We start from the raw sequence: 16,463 nt of genomic DNA on the forward strand, positions 1-16,463 counted from the left end.
TCGTAAGGTACCTTTTTTTGTGTTATAATGTGACAGTATAAGGAGTTGATACATGTGGCATATAAAACATTATATCGTGTTTATCGTCCCCAAAGATTTGAAGATGTTGCTGGGCAGGAACATATCATTACAACATTAAAACATGCAGTAGAAGAAAATAAGATTGCTCATGCTTATCTGTTTTGTGGTCCACGTGGAACAGGAAAAACAACAATTGCGAAATTGTTGGCTAAAGCTGTGAACTGTACGGGTTCACCTAAACCATGTGATCAGTGTGAAAACTGTCAACAGATTACATTGGGTACACATCCTGATGTGATTGAAATTGATGCTGCAAGTAACAATGGTGTTGATGAAATTAGAGATTTAATTGAGAAGGTCAAATATGCTCCAACACAGGGAAAATATAAAGTATATATTGTTGATGAATTTCATATGATGTCACCCAGTGCATCAAATGCCTTATTAAAAACACTAGAAGAACCACCAACTCATGTTATTTTTATTTTTGCAACTACGGAACCACATAAGATTTTACCAACGATTATATCAAGATGTCAGAGATTTGATTTTACAAAATTAAGTGTTCCAGATATTGTTTCAAGAATGGAAGATATTTTAAAAGAAGAACATTATCAATGTGATCAAGAAGCATTAGAATTGATTGCAAAATTAGCCGATGGTGGAATGAGAGATGCTTTATCTATTTTAGAACAATGTTTAGCTTATAATGATAAACATTTGACTGTTCAAGATGTTAATCAAATTTATGGTATTGTTTCATTGGAAAATAAGATTGATTTTATTAAGATGATTCTTTCTAAAGATATGAAAAAAGCATTATCGACATTAGAAGATATGAAAATGAATGGTATAGATATTAAAAGATTGACTTTGGATTTAGTTGATATTTTAAAAGATATTGTGATTTATCGTAATACACAAGATGAATCTATATTGTTTGTTTTATCTAAGTATTATTTAGATTTAATTGTTCCTTATATAGGTTGTGAAGAAGCATTGAATTTTATTGATATACTTATGGATGCCAGTGAAAAATATGCAAAAGTAATCAATCCATCAGTTTATTTTGAATTGGCTATTTTAAAGATGTGTAATCAAATTCAAGATGAAAAGATTGTTCATATTGAAACAGTCAAAGTACCACAGCAACAAGTTGTAGAAACACCAGTAAATCCAGAAGTTATAGAAGATGAAGAAATCATTGATGAACCTGTTCAAGATATAGGTGAAGATGTGATGGAAGAAGAACCTTATATTCATCAAGAGATTATAGAGGAAGTCCCAACTTTTGAATTTGAAAAGGAACCTGATATTCAAGCTGATGTTGATAACGATATTCATGTTGATGAAGCAGATATTATGAATATTCTTGTTCAGGCGAAAAGAACGATATTAGAAAGTATTCAAGAAAGATGGCCTATTATTAAAAGATATTTGGCTAATTTAAATATGGCAAAAAGTGCTGGAATGCTTTGTGATGGAACTGCTGTAGCGGCTTGTGAGGGTGGATTAATTATTTCTTTTGAATATCAGCCATCTGTAAATGCTGTTAATTATTATAAGAATTATAAACAGTTAAGTGCTTTCTTACAGGAAGTTTTAGGGAGTGAATATCGTTTTATTGCAATTCAACAGGATGAATGGATTAAAATGCGAAGTCATTTTATTGAATTAAAGCGACAGGGACAATTACCTGAACCACATGAGTTGACATTAAAACATATAGATTGTCATGATTTAGATCATGTTGATATGACTGAAGCACAAGAATTTGCTGTTCAGTTATTTGGTGAAGATATTGTGGAATTTAAGGAGGATTAAAGAATGAATTTTGGAAATTTATTGCAACAGGCACAACAAATGCAACGTAAAGTCAATAAAGCAAAGAAAGAATTTAATGAAAGAGAATTTGAATTTAAAAGTCAAGATGATTATATTGTTGGAAAGATGAAAGGCAATCTTTCTATTAGTGAATTACATATTCAAGATTCCTTGATTCAAGAAGATAAGGAAAATATGGAAGCACTCTTAATAGCAACAATTAATCAAGCTATTGAAAATGTTTCTAAAGAAAGGGAAGATACATTAAATAAAGTCACAAATGGTGTTGATGTATCAGCATTTCTATAATGGAATATCCACATAGTTTTGAGGAACTTGTTGAATGTTTTAAAATGTTACCGGGTATTGGTACAAAAGGTGCTGAACGTCTGGTTTATCATGTTTTATCAATGGATTTTGAGCAAGTTGAGAGATTTTCTGATGCTTTATTAAATTTAAAAAAGAACATTCACTATTGCCAAAAATGTGGACATATATGCGAAGGTGATATTTGTGAAATATGTCAAGATTCCACAAGAGATCAGACAACAATCTGTGTTGTTGAATCGCCTAAAGATGTCTTTGCAATGGAGAAACTCAAAGAATATCATGGTTTATATCATGTCTTACATGGGACAATTTCTATTATGGATGGGAAAACAATAGATGATTTAAATATTCAATCTTTGTTTGATCGTTTAAATGAAAATATTAAAGAAGTGATTATTGCCACAAATCCTACACGTGATGGAGAAACAACAGCCTTATTTTTAGCAAAACTTCTTGCTAAACAAAATATACCTGCTTCAAGAATTGCGAATGGATTACCTATGGGAAGTAATCTTGATTACGCTGATGAATTAACGTTGTTAAAATCGCTGGAAGGAAGAAAAAAACTTTAATCATCTCATATAATACAATGAGGTGATTTTTTTGTTTAAAATAACACGTATTTTCATAAGATTGCTTATGGCAACTCTATCGATTTTTATTTTTAATAGTTTTCATCATATAACGCAAATCACTTTATCCTTAAATATATTTAATATTGTTATGATTTCATTGTTTGATATTTTTGGTTTTATTCTTTGTATTGTCTTAAATATTGTCCTATAAATGCAATGAAATAAAACTTTATCTTTGTGTCAATTTTATATATAATAGAGAAAGAAATGAGGTGTTATAATGGCAGGTGTTTTTATTACTTTTGAAGGTGGAGAAGGTAGTGGAAAAACAACTATAGCAAATATGATTCAAAAGACATTAGCACAGGAAGGTTATCATGTTGTTTTAACAAGAGAACCAGGTGGTGTAGAAATAGCAGAAAAGATTCGTGATATTATTCATGATGTGAAATATATAAATATGGATAGAAAAACCGAAGCATTACTCTATGCAGCAAGTCGTCGACAACACTTAGTTGAAAAAGTGATTCCTGCGTTGGAAAATGACGCTATCGTTATTTGTGATAGATTTGTAGATAGTTCTATAGTTTATCAAGGAATAGCAAGAGGTATAGGTATTGATGAAGTTTATCAGATGAATTTATTTGCTACCGAAAATATCTTACCAAAACGAACGATTTTCTTTGATATACAACCAGAAGATGGTTTAAAGCGTGTATATGAAAATAAGGATAGAGAAGTCAATAGGTTGGATTTAGAGAACATTGATTTCCATAGAAAAGTCTATCAAGGCTATTTAAGTTTGTGTGATAAATTTCCTAATCGTATTGTTAAAATAGATGCTTCTTTGGATATTGATCATGTCTATCAGCAAGTATTAACAAAAATTAGAGAAATACTATGATTTATAAAGATATTTTAAAACAACAACAACCTATTTTATATCAAATTCTCTTACAAAGCTTTCAAAATCAGAAAATTCCCCATGCTTTTTTACTTGTGGGAAAAAATGCCAGTTTACCAGCTCATTTTATTGCAAAAAGTTTGATTTGTGAAGATGATATTCTTGCTTGTGATCAATGTAATGAATGTCGACGTATTGACGAGCATAATTATGGTGATTTTATATATTATAATGGGCAAGATGGAACAATTAAAAAACCACAAATCGAATATATACAAGATCAATTTTCCAAATCTGCTTTAGAAGGAAAAGCTAAGATTTATCTAATGGAAAATATTGAAAATTCAACAAGCGAGGCAATGAATAGTTTATTGAAAATGTTGGAGGAACCAACTGCTGGTATTTATGCTATATTTACTTGTCAGAACTTAAATAGAGTTTTACCAACTATTCAGTCAAGATGTCAAGTCATTCAGCTTTTACCATCTTCTCAAAAAATGTTAAGAGAAGAATTAAAAAAAGAAGATATATCACAGGATGATGTAAATATTCTTGCTGAGTTATTTACGAGTTATGATGAGTGTAAGGAATATATTGAATCTGAATCTTTTGAAAAATTAAAAGAAGAAGTATATCATTTTATTGATGACTTATATTTTCACAGAGATAATTTGATTATTAATGTTCAGACACACTTACTTAAAGAATTTAGTGATAAGAAAAATATTCAATTTTTTCTTAACATGCTAGTATTGGCATTAAGAGATTTGTTTCACGTGAAACATTCTATGAATTTAACTTACCCATCATTTAAAAGTTTATATGATAGAATTAATGATCAGGAAGAAAATATCATTCAAAAGATTGATTTAATATTAAATACAGAATACTTATTAAGTACCAATGCAAATGTGATGTTGTTAATGGACAGCATGATGTATAGAATATAGGAAGGAGAAAGTATGGAAGAAAGATTAGCTCTTGTACGTTTTAACAATGTTGGAAAATCTTATTATTTTTCTACCGACTTGGAAGTGTATAAAGGAGATAAAGTTGTTGTAGAAACAATAAGAGGATTAGAGTTAGGAGAACTTGTATCAGATTTAAAGCATCTATCAGAATTTAATCTTGATACAGAACTCAAAAAAGTAAAGAGAAAAGCTAATAGAGCTGACATAGAGCTTTACGCTTATAATGAAGCAAAAGCTGAAAAGTCACTTGAAATTTGTAAAGATATTGTAAAACAATATGATTTGGAGATGCATTTGGTCAGCTGTGAATATACACTTGATGCATCAAAAGTGATATTTATGTATACATCAGAAACACGTGTAGACTTTAGAGAACTACTTAAAGAATTGGCAAGTGTTTTTAAATGTCGTATTGAATTAAGACAGATAGGTCCACGTGATAAATCAAAAATTGTTGGTGGTTTGGGATCTTGTGGTTTGCCATTATGTTGTTCATCTTTTCTTGGAGAATTTGATGGTGTGTCTATTAATATGGCAAAAAATCAGATGTTAGCTATTAATATTGATAAGATTTCTGGAGCATGTGGTCGATTACTTTGTTGTCTTAAATACGAAGATGATACATATACAAAAGAAAAACAAAGATTTCCTAAGATTGGTTCAAAAGTGAAATATGATAATAAAATTGTTAAAGTTACTGGTTTAAATGTCATTAGTGATTTAGTAAAAATAGAACATGACGGTAATATATCATTTGTATCTTTAGATGAAATTCAAATACTGCCACCAAGAGAGCATAAACATGAACCAAGAAGTCGTTAATTATTTATTAGCATATGAAAATATGAAAATTATCCAAAGAAAAGATATGTTTAATTTTTCTTTGGATACTGTTTTATTAGCACATTTTTGTACAATTAATAAAGATTTAGATGAAATAGTTGACTTTGGAACAAATAATGCAGCTATTCCTCTATTATTAAGCTTAAGAACTGATAAAAAGATTACAGGAATCGAAATACAAAAAGAAGCAGTAGATTTAGCATTGAAAAATATACAATTAAATCACTTAGAACAACAAATAGAAATTATTCATTCAGATATTAAGGAATATGTTAAAGATGCTCAAAAGGTTAAACTTGTTATATGTAATCCTCCTTTTTTTAGAGTAGATGAGAGAAGTAATTTGAATGAGAATGAATATTTAAAAATTGCTCGTCATGAAATAAAAATCAATTTAGAAGAAATTGTACAATCAGCAGCAAGAATATTGGATAATAAAGGTCGTTTTGCGATGGTGCATCGACCTGATCGTATGATTGAAATTATTAATATGATGCAAAAATATGATATTGAACCAAAGCGTATTCGTTTTGTTTATCCAAAAGTAGGGAAAGATTCACATATTTTTTTAATTGAAGGAATGTATAAAGGAAATAAAGGATTAAAAATAGAAGCACCATTATATGCTCATAATGAAGATGGTAGCTATTCAAATGAAGTGAGAAAGATGTTTGGAGAAGATATTCATGAATAGACAAAAAAGTTTTGAAAATCAAAAACCGACACTTTTTGTTGTCGCTACACCAATTGGAAATTTAAATGAAATGACTTATCGTGCAATACAGGTTCTTAAAGATGTTGATTATATTGCAGCAGAAGATACACGTAATACTGTGAAACTATTAAATCATTTTGACATTTCAACAAAGCTGGTTTCTCACCATGAACATAATCTGATGACAGCTATACCAAAGATTGTTCATGATTTAAAAAATGGTTTGAATATTGCATTAGTAAGTGATGCAGGATATCCTGCAATTAGTGATCCTGGTTACGAGCTTGTGAAAGAGGTTATTAAAGAAGGAATGAATGTTGTTCCGATATCTGGAGCAAATGCTTGTTTAGATGCATTGGTTGTTTCTGGTATTGCACCACAACCTTTTCTCTTTTATGGTTTTTTAGATAGAAATGATAAAAATAAGAAAAAAGAGCTGGAAAAACTAAAAAAATATCAAGAAACAATTGTTTTTTACGAAGCACCACACCGTATTAAAAAAACATTGAAATTGATGTACGATATTTTAGGAAATCGTTCTATTGCCTTATGTAGAGAATTAACAAAAAAACATGAGGAAATTAATAGAGGAACAATTGAAGAAATATTATCTGTCATTGATGATATGAAAGGTGAAATGGTTATTGTTGTTGAGGGAAGTCATGAAGAATTTCAGGATCAGCCTCTTGTATTTGAACAAAGCATTGTAGAACATGTTGAAGAATATATTGAAAAAGGAATGTCAACAAAAGATGCTATTAAAGAAGTAGCAAAAGAAAGAAAGTTATCTAAAAATATTGTATATAATGAGTATCATAAAAATTGAATATAGAAATATATTCTTTTTTTTATACTTTATTGTATAATAAGGATATCACAAGGAGGGAAAAATATGATTTATACAATAACGTTTAATCCGTCAATTGATTATATGGTAACTGTAGATCAATTTCAGACAGGAGAAGTTAATCGTGTTCAAGATGAATATATTCTTGCAGGGGGAAAAGGAATTAATGTATCTATTGTTTTAAAAAACTTAGGTGTTGAAAGCCAGACACTTGGATTTATTGCTGGATTTACAGGAAAAGAAATACAAAAGCGTGTAGAAGAAAAAGGGATTCATACTGATTTTATAGATGTTCATAATGGTTATTCTCGCATTAATTTTAAATTAAAAAGTCAACAAGAAACAGAAGTTAATGGGAATGGACCTCATATATCAAAACAAGATATTGAGTTATTAATGGAAAAGTTAAAGAAGTTAAAGAAAGGGGATATACTTGTTTTATCAGGAAGTATTCCTCAATGTGTTTCTAATGATATTTATGCTAATATTATGAAAGAATTACAAGATATAGGTATTGAAATCATTGTTGATGCAACAGGGGAATTATTAATGAAAGTATTGGAATATAAACCTTTCTTAATTAAACCTAATAACCATGAGTTAGCAGAAATGTTTCACGTGAAACTTTTTGATCAAAAAGATATAGTGACTTATGCAAAGAAACTTCAAGAAATGGGAGCAAAGAATGTTTTGATTTCAATGGCAGGTGATGGAGCATTCTTTATTTGTGAAAATGGAAAAGTATACTTTAGTGAGGCACCAAAAGGTATTGTAAAAAATTCAGTAGGAGCAGGAGATTCAATGGTTGCTGGGTTTATTGCAGGATATGAAAAAACAAAAGATTACATCCAAGCGTTTAAAATGGGAGTAGCGACAGGAAGTGCCAGTGCCTTTTCACATGATTTGGCTACACAGGAAGAAGTCGATGAATTATTGAAAACAGTTCATGAGGTAGAGTATGAATATTAAAGATTTATTAAAGGAAGATAGTATTATTTTAGATACAACGGCTACAAATAAAGAAGAAGCTATTCAAGAAATGGTAGCAAAACATTACCAATGTGGTCATATACAAAATCAAGATATTTACTATCAAGCTATATTAGAAAGAGAAAAGCTTTCATCAACAGGAATAGGACATTTTATCGCAATACCACATGCACAGAGTGAAACCGTCAATTATCCTTCATTGGTTGCAATGGTCAGTCCAAAAGGAATAGAATACGATTCATTAGATCAAAAGCCAGTGCATTTATTATTTATGATTGCTGTTCCAAAAGAAGCAGGATCAAAACATTTAGAAATATTAGCACAACTCTGTCAAATATTAATGGATGAAAAAATAGTTGATCAACTTATCCATAGTTCTCATGAAAAAGAGTTTTTATCTATTCTATGTCATGATTTAGAAAAGAAAGAAGATCAAAAAGAGGAATCGAAAGAGTTAGATATTGTTGCAGTGACAGCTTGTCCAACAGGAATTGCCCATACTTATATAGCTGAAAAAGCATTGATTGAAAAAGCAAAAGAAATGAACATATCTATCAAAGTAGAAACAAATGGAGCCAGTGGTATTCAAAATACATTAACAAAAGAAGATATTCAAAAAGCACGATGTGTCATTGTAGCTGCTGATAAAAAAGTAGAAATGGAAAGATTTCATCATAAACCTTTAATTCAAGTTCCAGTTACTAAAGCTATTTATCACACAGAAGAATTACTACAAAAGGCAATGAGTTCAAATATAGAAGTTTATCAATCAAGTGAACAAAAACAGGAAACAAATGAAAAAGGAATTAGAAGAATTTATCAGCATTTAATGAGTGGTATTTCACAGATTATACCTATTCTTATGATTTCAGGTATTTTTATAAGTTTAATACCTTATATTCAAAATATGGGTATTGAAAGTGAATACTTAACATTAATTTATTATATTGCAACTTTAGCAATTAATATTGCTATTCCTATTATGAGTGCATTTATAAGTGATAGTATTGCAGGAAAACCAGCATTTATTGTATCATTAGTTTCTTCTATATTACTGATAAATATGCAAGGAAATGTTATTGAGGGAATCATTCTAGGATATATTGCAGGATATTTTGTTTTAAGTTTATCACGTATATTAAGATATTTACCTAAAGATTTTCAAAGCTTATCTCCTAATCTTTTTATACCATTAATAGGAAGTTTTGTGATGGGAGTGATTATCTATTTGACGTCACCTTATTTTGCTTCTTATATTTCATTGATGACACAAGAATTGAATCCAGTTATGCTGATTCTTATAGGAGCTTTACTAGGTATTATGATGTCTATAGATTTAGGAGGACCTATTAATAAAACAGCTTATACAATTGGAATTATAGGTATTTTTATTGGTAGATATGATTTAATGTCAGCAGTGATGCTGACAGGTATGTTACCACCACTAATTATTTGGTTGACAATGCTTATAACACATATTTTTAATGATGAGGAAAGAAAACAAAAATGGTCTTGTCTTTTTAATGGATTATGCTTTGTCAGTGAAGCTGCAATTCCTTATATGCAAAAAAATAAATATACAATTCATTATCCATGTATTGTTGCATCAGCCATAGCTGGAGCATTGACCATGTATTTTGGATGTAGTCAGGCATTTCCTCATGGTGGTATATGGACAATTATGTTTATTAATCAGCCATTATATTTTGTATTTAGTTTAGTCCTTTCAACAGTTATTGGAACACTTTTCATTATTTTTACAAAATATTTATTATCCCATTTTCATAAAACAAGAGTCGAATCTTAAAAAGACTCTTGTTTTCTTTTGATTAATAATAATATAATGAAAATAAGGAGGTAAGACATAAGAATGAGTCAAATGATTATTAAAAACTATGTTAAGAATGATTATGTAAAATGTATGTTTGTGTTTGATGAAAATATACAAGAGTTAAAGAATAATTGCTCTCATCTGGTGTTTGATAATGAAAAGATATATCTTCTTAATGATCATCATTACCCACAATTTTTCTATCAGCATATAAAATCTATAACCATCTCATTATGTAGTTGATTAATGAGTTACTGTGGAAATCATCAAGAAAAGTTTTCTTTGTTGAGTGATGAATATTGGAAAGTAGATGAACCAATATTATATTATGGGCATATGGGTGCTAATCTCACTTATTGTCTGGATATGATTATTCATTATCATGATAAAATATATGCTTTTGAAAGTTTTTCAATACTTCAAACACAAAGAATTATTAAATTACTCAAAAAGAATCATGTTTGTTTAAATGACCCATCCATATAGAAAATATAGTGACAACACATCATACAAAATATGAATTACAACATTATTTACAATTTCATTATAATGAATTAGCACAGAAGTATCATTTAGATAATCCAAGAGGACAAACACTTTATCAAGAAATTGCATTAAGCAATAAATAGATAATAAAAAAATCTGTATGAAATATTCATACAGATTTTCTTTAATATAATCTTCTATAATTATAAACATATCTTTCCCAGTATCCAGAAAGTGGGGCTGTTTTTACACATTGATCTGCATATTGACCAACAGTACCAGATCCTTCACCAGAAGCATGAACAAAACTTCCACCACCAATATAGATACCAATATGTGCAACACCACTACCATAGCTAAATGTGATGACATCTCCTGGTTGTAGTTGAGAACGTGAAATAGATTGACCACTACCAGCATATCCAGCAGCTGTTGTACGACCTAATTTGACGCCAGCTTGATTATATGCCCAATATACTAAACCAGAACAATCAAAATAGTTTGGACCATTAGCTCCCCACCAATAGCGACATCCTAGTCTTGTCAAGGCTTTTTGAGCAATAGCATTACCAACAGATGAATCACCGGGAACATATGATCCACCACCGCCACCACCACTAGGGGCACGAGAAATTAATTCAGAAAGAGCAGCATCTATTTTCTTTTGTGCTGAAGAAACTTCTTTTGATTCTTTTTGATTATCTTTAATTTTCTCTTGTTGTGAAGCTTTTAATTCAATATATTTTTCTTGTAATGCTTCTTGAGATTTCTTTTGTGATTTTAAATTTTCTCTTGCAGTTTCTAAAGATTTTTGTTGTGTATCAAGATTCTTTTTTTGTTGTGTAAGTTCATCAACTAATTCTTTTTCATAAGCAGTGATATCATTAACATTACTTAAACGAGAGAAGAAAGTACTAAAGTCATCAGATCCAAATAAGAAATCAACAACCCAATTAGAATTATATGTTGTTTGCATAACATATAAACGTTCTCTCATTTGTTCTTCTTTTTTAGCTATATCTTTTTTTATTTTTTCAATTGATTTTAACATATAATCAATTTCTTTATTCTTTTGATCGATTTGAGAATTTAATTGATCAATTTTTTGAGAAACTTCTTCAAGGTTATCATTCGTTTTAGCTAAATCATCTTTTGTATCTTGAATTTCCTCTTTTAAATCCTGATTTTTTTCCTTTAAATATTTGTTAAACTCTTGACAAGTCTTCTTATTAGAATTGGTAAGATTTGAAGAACAAATTTTAATATATTGATCTTCTTTACCTTCAAAATCAATCGCATGAACATCTATTGGAAAAAGAGTCATAGCGAATACTGAACAAAAAGTTAAAAGACTTATTGATATTTTCTTCATTCAATCACCTCTGCAAGAAACATTATAACACAAAACAATAAGAAAAAAATAACCAAATCATAGAAATTATAAAATGTCATGTTTTATATATTGAGAACATATAATAGAAAGTCATGAAAATCTATGGCAAATGTGCAGACATTTTTATAAAGGTAACATATTGTATTTTGAGGAGGTGAAGGAATGGCTAAAGAAGGAATTGATGTTTCACAATATCAAGGTGAAATTAATTGGGAGCTTGTGAAAGATCATATTGATTTTGCAATACTACGTTGTGGTTACGGTCAGGATATACCGGGACAAGATGATCCGACTTTTAAAAGAAATGCAGATGAATGTACAAGATTAGGTATTCCTTTTGGTGTCTATCTTTATTCATACGCAACAGATGAACGTGCAGCTTTATCTGAAGCAAGACATGTTATGCGTTTGATTGAAAATTATCAAATGGAATATCCAATTTATTTAGATTTAGAAGACCCACGCATTGGTCAGTTAACAAATGATCAGATTGAAAGAAATGCCAGAGTCTGGGCAGAAGAACTTGCCAGAAATCAATATTTTCCTGGATTTTATGCTTCATATTACTGGTGGACAACAAAATTAACAGGGGCTACATTTAAAAGATACACAAGATGGGTCGCTCGTTATGCTGAAGAACTAGGAGCAGAAGGATTTGATATGTGGCAATATACAGATCATGGATTTGTAGAAGGAATCAATGCACCTGTAGATAGAAATTATGCTTTTAGAGATTTTCCATCTGAAATTAAGGATGGGGGATATAATAATTTCCGTATAGAAACAACGCCAGAACCAGAAAGTCCAGAAGATAAGTATCAGATAGGAGATCATGTCACTTTTGATCATGTTTTTATTTCATCAGAAAGTAGTGTTCCTTTGATTCCATATATGAATCATGGAACAATTACAAGAGTTGTCCCTCATGCCAGAAACCCTTATTTAATTGGAAATGGTTTGGGATGGGTCAATAATGAAAGCATTACAGGAACATTGAGATATCTTTCTCATCCAACATATCGTGGTGACTCTCTTGTTGATGCATTGGATCAAATTGGTGTAGATTCTTCTTTTGCTTCAAGAAAAGAACTTGCTCAAAAGAATGGTATTGATAATTATACAGGTAGTGCCAGACAAAATCTGGAATTATTAAGACTGCTTCAAGAAGGACGTTTAAAAAGTTAAGGGCATTGTATAAAGCAATGCCTTTTCTATTGTATTTATGTTTGTACAATAGTATAATGAATGCGTCTTAAGGGAGAGTGACTATAAAATGGTTTATGCCAAAACGAGAAATGAAAAAGAATGGAAAAAACATATAACGGCACTGATTTGTGTATTTATAGCTTCTATTATTATGTCAATCAATATTAAATCATTTGTTAGGGCTGGAGATTTAATTCCGGGTGGTTTTACAGGTTTATCATTATTGATACAACGATCAGCCAATCTTTTTGCTGGTATTGAATTACCTTATTCAATTATCAATATTTCATTAAATGCTTTACCAGCTTTTATTGGATTTAAAATGATAGGTAAAAAATTTACCAGTTATTCAGTCTTGATGATTGTTTTAAATTCCTTTTTAGTTGATTTAATACCAGTCACACCGATTACATATGATCCACTATTAGTTTCTGTTTTTGGGGGTATTTTAAATGGTATAGCAATTGTTATTGCATTATATGGAAAGGCTTCAAGTGGGGGAACAGATTTTATTGCTGTTTATTTATCTAATAAACTTAAGAAGCCTTCATGGAACTTTGTATTTGGAATTAATACGATTATTTTGATTACAGGTGGTTTTATTTTTGGATTTGAAGCTGCTATGTATTCTATTATCTTTCAGTTTGTTTCTACTCAAGTGATTGAAAGATTACATCGTCGTGATCATAAAGTCACTTTATTGATTATTACAAAAGAAGGAGAAACTATTGGTCAAGAGTTATTAGAATATACTCATCATGGTGTGACAAAATTTGAAGGACAGGGATGTTACTTAAAGGAAAATAAAACAATGTTATATACTGTTGTTGGTGCTGATGAAGTGAAAGATGTTGTTCATCTTATTAGAGAGCTGGATTCGCATGTTTTCATTAATATTATGAATTCTGAAGGGGTAACAGGAAACTTTTATCAAGAACCAATTGAATAAAAAGGCATATGCCTTTTTATTTTGCATTATATTCATTAAGAAAAGATTCAAAGATTTGAAGATGGAGTTGTTCGTCTTCAATAATGCGATAGAGTATTTTTTGAATTGTTTGATTGTATATACAATGAATTTGTTTTTGATAAATATTAATCGTTTGTTGTTCTTGAATCATAGCATTCTCTAAAAGAGATTGTAAATGACATGGATAGACATTATAACTTGGACTCCAGTATTCTAGATACCCTTGTTGACAATCCCATAAACGAGGATCAGTTCCAAGTTGGTAGGCTAATTGGGCAAAAATGTCTAAATGATGCATTTCTACAATACTTATCTTTTCCATAGCTTCAGATAGTTCTGGCCAAGTATCCATTAAAATAATATGGTTGTAGAAATAAAGACTGACAGCATTCATTTCTGAATGTAAACCACCTAAATTTGAAAGCATCATAGATGCATATTGAGGATTAGGTTGTATATTTTGAATTTTAGGATAGGGTTTATTAATTAAATAGTTCATAAAAATAACCTCCACACTCTAATGTATGAAGGTTATTTTCATTTATTCACATATTTTTTCAAAACCGATACGACGAGCACCACTCAATAAAGTAATTTCACCACATACTTCAAAGCTATGTTTTGTTAAAAAACGCTGCATAGATAAATTATCTTTATGAGTATCAATACGAATACTTTGAATGTGATGATTTTGACATTCTTTCATTGCATACATCAATAATTGATGAGCTATATTTTGACCTTTGTGATTTTCATCTACAACGATTCTATGAATCACAGCGTAAGGTTGATTTGCTGTTTTCCATGCCCCGTCAATGATATGATAAGTTGGTTCATCTTCAATTGCAAAATACATAGTTCCAATTATTTTTGTATCTTCAATGACATAACTTTTTCCCTGGTTGATATCTTGAATAATATCATCAGCTTGTGGATAACCATCTTGCCACTGATCTATACCAGCTTTTTTAAAATAAGACTGAGCTTGATGGATAAGTGTCATAATATCTTTAACATCATCAAGCGATGATTTTCTTATTTCCATATTGTTCTCCTTAAACTATAAATAATAATATCATGATATTGAAAATTTTTATAAGCATGTTCATATAAATATCCTTCTTTAACAAATTGATTGGCTTCTAGCACATGACAGGATGCCAGATTTTCTACAAAAACTTCAGCATATATTTTATGAATATGATAATTTTCAAAAACATATAAGCAAAAAAGTTTAACAGCCTGTTTCATAATACCTTTATTGGCATAGGCAGGATTGAGCCAATAGCCTAATTCACAATTATGCACATCAATATCATTGTGCAAAGTTCCACCAATACATCCTACACATATTCCATCAACAACAATGCCAAAATCTAACCCATGATTTTCTAATGAATGGGTGATAAATGACATCGCATGATCAAGAGTATATGGGTAGGGGAAGGAATTTCTTAAATAGTTTCCAATACTTTGTTCATTAGCGTGATAAGCTAATTGACATGGATCAATTTGATCCAATGTTTTTAACTCAATAATCATGTATTCTCCTATGGTAAAGGCTTTTCACTGGCAAGATATAAATCATACCATTGTTGACGTGTTAAATGAACATCACATGCCTGTACCATTTCTTGAAGATGAACAGGTGAAGTTGTCCCCATAATGGGTTGCATACAGGCTGGATGACGAAGTAACCATGCTATCGCAATAGCACTTTTTGTTACATGATATTCTTTAGCAAGTTCTTCCATAACACTATTTAACTTCTCATAGTTTGGATGATCAATGAAACATCCTTCTGCCCATGAAGCTTGAACAACACTCCAAGGTTGAATTGTGATGTCATGTAGACGACAATAATCTAAAACACCACCATCTTTATCTTGAGCCCCAGCTTCTTTCATGTTCATATTTAAACCAGAATCAATCATTACAGAGTGAACAATAGACAATTGAAGCTGATTAATAATAATAGGGTATTTTGAATACTTTTGTAAAAGTTCAACTTGTAAAGGTGTATGATTAGAAACACCAAAATATTTCACTTTTCCACTTTCATATAATTCATCAAAAGCTTCACTAACTTCTTGAGGATCACATAAGGCATCAGGACGATGTAATAATAAAATATCTACATAATCTGTCTGTAATCTATCTAAAGAATTTTGAACGCTTTGTAAAATATGTTCTTTAGAAAAATCATAACGTTTTCCAGGAACAATTCCACATTTTGTCTGAATAATCATTTTTTGACGATATTCAGGATGTCTTTTTAAAACTTCACCAAAAATAGCTTCTGATTGACCACCACCATAAATATCTGCATGATCAAAGAAATTAATACCTGATTCCAACGCTGTTTCAACCAGTTTTTCAACTTCATCAACGCTCTTATCGGCAATACGCATACATCCTAAAGCAAGACGTGATGCTTTTAAATTTGTTTTAGGTATTTGAAAATAATTCATAATTTGAACCTCCTGTTGTTATTATATAAAATAATGATTATAATGTAAAAGAGAATGAAATGACTTTTTAAATATTTTTAGGGAGG

Annotated in this window: 20 protein-coding genes; 15 read left to right on the forward strand and 5 right to left on the reverse strand. The window is 30.0% G+C overall.

All coding sequences use genetic code 11. The annotated features are described in order from the left end of the window. Positions 1 to 54: 54 nt before the first annotated feature. The 13 genes from dnaX (at position 55) to B5E75_RS14900 (ending at position 10,480) form a co-directional block, all read left to right on the forward strand. Positions 55 to 1,845, forward strand: a complete 1,791-nt coding sequence (gene dnaX / locus B5E75_RS00495) for a DNA polymerase III subunit gamma/tau (protein ID WP_087356863.1) — start codon at positions 55 to 57, stop codon at positions 1,843 to 1,845. Positions 1,846 to 1,848: 3 nt separating this feature from the next. Beyond that, complete coding sequence (locus B5E75_RS00500) at positions 1,849 to 2,154, forward strand: YbaB/EbfC family nucleoid-associated protein (protein ID WP_087356864.1); 306 nt, start codon at positions 1,849 to 1,851, stop codon at positions 2,152 to 2,154. Next, positions 2,154 to 2,747, forward strand: a complete 594-nt coding sequence (recR, locus tag B5E75_RS00505; protein WP_087356865.1) for a recombination mediator RecR — start codon at positions 2,154 to 2,156, stop codon at positions 2,745 to 2,747. The genes B5E75_RS00500 and recR overlap by 1 nt, the downstream gene beginning before the upstream one ends. Before the next feature lie 283 nt (positions 2,748 to 3,030). Continuing rightward, the gene (gene tmk / locus B5E75_RS00515) at positions 3,031 to 3,654 is read left to right on the forward strand and encodes a dTMP kinase (protein WP_087356867.1); all 624 of its coding nucleotides are present in this window, start codon (positions 3,031 to 3,033) and stop codon (positions 3,652 to 3,654) included. Then, on the forward strand, positions 3,651 to 4,604 hold the full coding sequence (locus B5E75_RS00520; protein ID WP_087356868.1) for a hypothetical protein: 954 nt from the start codon (positions 3,651 to 3,653) through the stop codon (positions 4,602 to 4,604). Before tmk ends, B5E75_RS00520 begins: the two co-directional genes overlap by 4 nt. A 12-nt stretch (positions 4,605 to 4,616) precedes the next feature. Further along, positions 4,617 to 5,447, forward strand: coding sequence for a PSP1 domain-containing protein (locus B5E75_RS00525; protein ID WP_087356869.1), 831 nt, complete (start codon positions 4,617 to 4,619; stop codon positions 5,445 to 5,447). Further along, on the forward strand, positions 5,428 to 6,162 hold the full coding sequence (locus B5E75_RS00530) for a tRNA1(Val) (adenine(37)-N6)-methyltransferase (protein WP_087356870.1): 735 nt from the start codon (positions 5,428 to 5,430) through the stop codon (positions 6,160 to 6,162). Before B5E75_RS00525 ends, B5E75_RS00530 begins: the two co-directional genes overlap by 20 nt. Continuing rightward, positions 6,155 to 7,009: a 16S rRNA (cytidine(1402)-2'-O)-methyltransferase gene (rsmI, locus tag B5E75_RS00535; RefSeq protein WP_087356871.1), complete on the forward strand. Its 855-nt coding sequence runs from the start codon at positions 6,155 to 6,157 to the stop codon at positions 7,007 to 7,009. The genes B5E75_RS00530 and rsmI overlap by 8 nt, the downstream gene beginning before the upstream one ends. Before the next feature lie 66 nt (positions 7,010 to 7,075). Further along, the gene (gene pfkB, locus B5E75_RS00540; protein ID WP_087356872.1) at positions 7,076 to 7,999 is read left to right on the forward strand and encodes a 1-phosphofructokinase; all 924 of its coding nucleotides are present in this window, start codon (positions 7,076 to 7,078) and stop codon (positions 7,997 to 7,999) included. Next, positions 7,989 to 9,827 carry a PTS fructose transporter subunit IIABC gene (locus tag B5E75_RS00545; protein ID WP_087356873.1) on the forward strand — a complete coding sequence of 613 codons (1,839 nt, stop codon included), beginning with the start codon at positions 7,989 to 7,991 and terminating at the stop codon, positions 9,825 to 9,827. The genes pfkB and B5E75_RS00545 overlap by 11 nt, the downstream gene beginning before the upstream one ends. Positions 9,828 to 9,890: 63 nt before the next feature. Beyond that, positions 9,891 to 10,094: a hypothetical protein gene (locus tag B5E75_RS00550; protein WP_087356874.1), complete on the forward strand. Its 204-nt coding sequence runs from the start codon at positions 9,891 to 9,893 to the stop codon at positions 10,092 to 10,094. A gap of 3 nt (positions 10,095 to 10,097) precedes the next feature. Continuing rightward, the gene (locus B5E75_RS00555; RefSeq protein ID WP_087356875.1) at positions 10,098 to 10,337 is read left to right on the forward strand and encodes a hypothetical protein; all 240 of its coding nucleotides are present in this window, start codon (positions 10,098 to 10,100) and stop codon (positions 10,335 to 10,337) included. An 8-nt stretch (positions 10,338 to 10,345) separates the two neighbouring features. After that, positions 10,346 to 10,480, forward strand: coding sequence for a hypothetical protein (locus B5E75_RS14900; protein WP_275086194.1), 135 nt, complete (start codon positions 10,346 to 10,348; stop codon positions 10,478 to 10,480). Between the two features lie 41 nt (positions 10,481 to 10,521). Here B5E75_RS14900 and B5E75_RS00560 read toward each other — a convergent pair whose 3' ends face one another. Then, positions 10,522 to 11,709 carry a C40 family peptidase gene (locus B5E75_RS00560; RefSeq protein WP_087356876.1) on the reverse strand — a complete coding sequence of 396 codons (1,188 nt, stop codon included), beginning with the start codon at positions 11,707 to 11,709 and terminating at the stop codon, positions 10,522 to 10,524. A 183-nt stretch (positions 11,710 to 11,892) separates the two neighbouring features. Here B5E75_RS00560 and B5E75_RS00565 point away from each other — a divergent pair, with 183 nt between their 5' ends. Next, positions 11,893 to 12,915, forward strand: coding sequence for a GH25 family lysozyme (locus B5E75_RS00565; protein WP_087356877.1), 1,023 nt, complete (start codon positions 11,893 to 11,895; stop codon positions 12,913 to 12,915). 88 nt (positions 12,916 to 13,003) lie between these two features. Continuing rightward, positions 13,004 to 13,885, forward strand: a complete 882-nt coding sequence (locus B5E75_RS00570) for a YitT family protein (RefSeq protein WP_087356878.1) — start codon at positions 13,004 to 13,006, stop codon at positions 13,883 to 13,885. 16 nt (positions 13,886 to 13,901) lie between these two features. Here B5E75_RS00570 and B5E75_RS00575 read toward each other — a convergent pair whose 3' ends face one another. From B5E75_RS00575 to B5E75_RS00590, 4 genes are read right to left on the reverse strand one after another with little or no spacing between them, the layout of a single operon-like run. After that, a complete protein-coding gene (locus tag B5E75_RS00575; protein WP_087356879.1) occupies positions 13,902 to 14,405 on the reverse strand; it encodes a ferritin-like domain-containing protein in 504 nt (167 codons plus the stop codon). 42 nt (positions 14,406 to 14,447) lie between these two features. Beyond that, positions 14,448 to 14,951 carry a GNAT family N-acetyltransferase gene (locus B5E75_RS00580; protein WP_087356880.1) on the reverse strand — a complete coding sequence of 168 codons (504 nt, stop codon included), beginning with the start codon at positions 14,949 to 14,951 and terminating at the stop codon, positions 14,448 to 14,450. Next, on the reverse strand, positions 14,942 to 15,448 hold the full coding sequence (locus tag B5E75_RS00585; protein WP_087356881.1) for a GNAT family N-acetyltransferase: 507 nt from the start codon (positions 15,446 to 15,448) through the stop codon (positions 14,942 to 14,944). The genes B5E75_RS00580 and B5E75_RS00585 overlap by 10 nt, the downstream gene beginning before the upstream one ends. Positions 15,449 to 15,456: 8 nt before the next feature. Next, on the reverse strand, positions 15,457 to 16,377 hold the full coding sequence (locus tag B5E75_RS00590) for an aldo/keto reductase (protein WP_087356882.1): 921 nt from the start codon (positions 16,375 to 16,377) through the stop codon (positions 15,457 to 15,459). Positions 16,378 to 16,463: the final 86 nt, after the last annotated feature.

Origin of the sequence: Massiliimicrobium timonense (assembly GCF_002160865.1) — a bacterium.
GTDB lineage: Bacteria > Bacillota_I > Bacilli_A > Erysipelotrichales > Coprobacillaceae > Allocoprobacillus.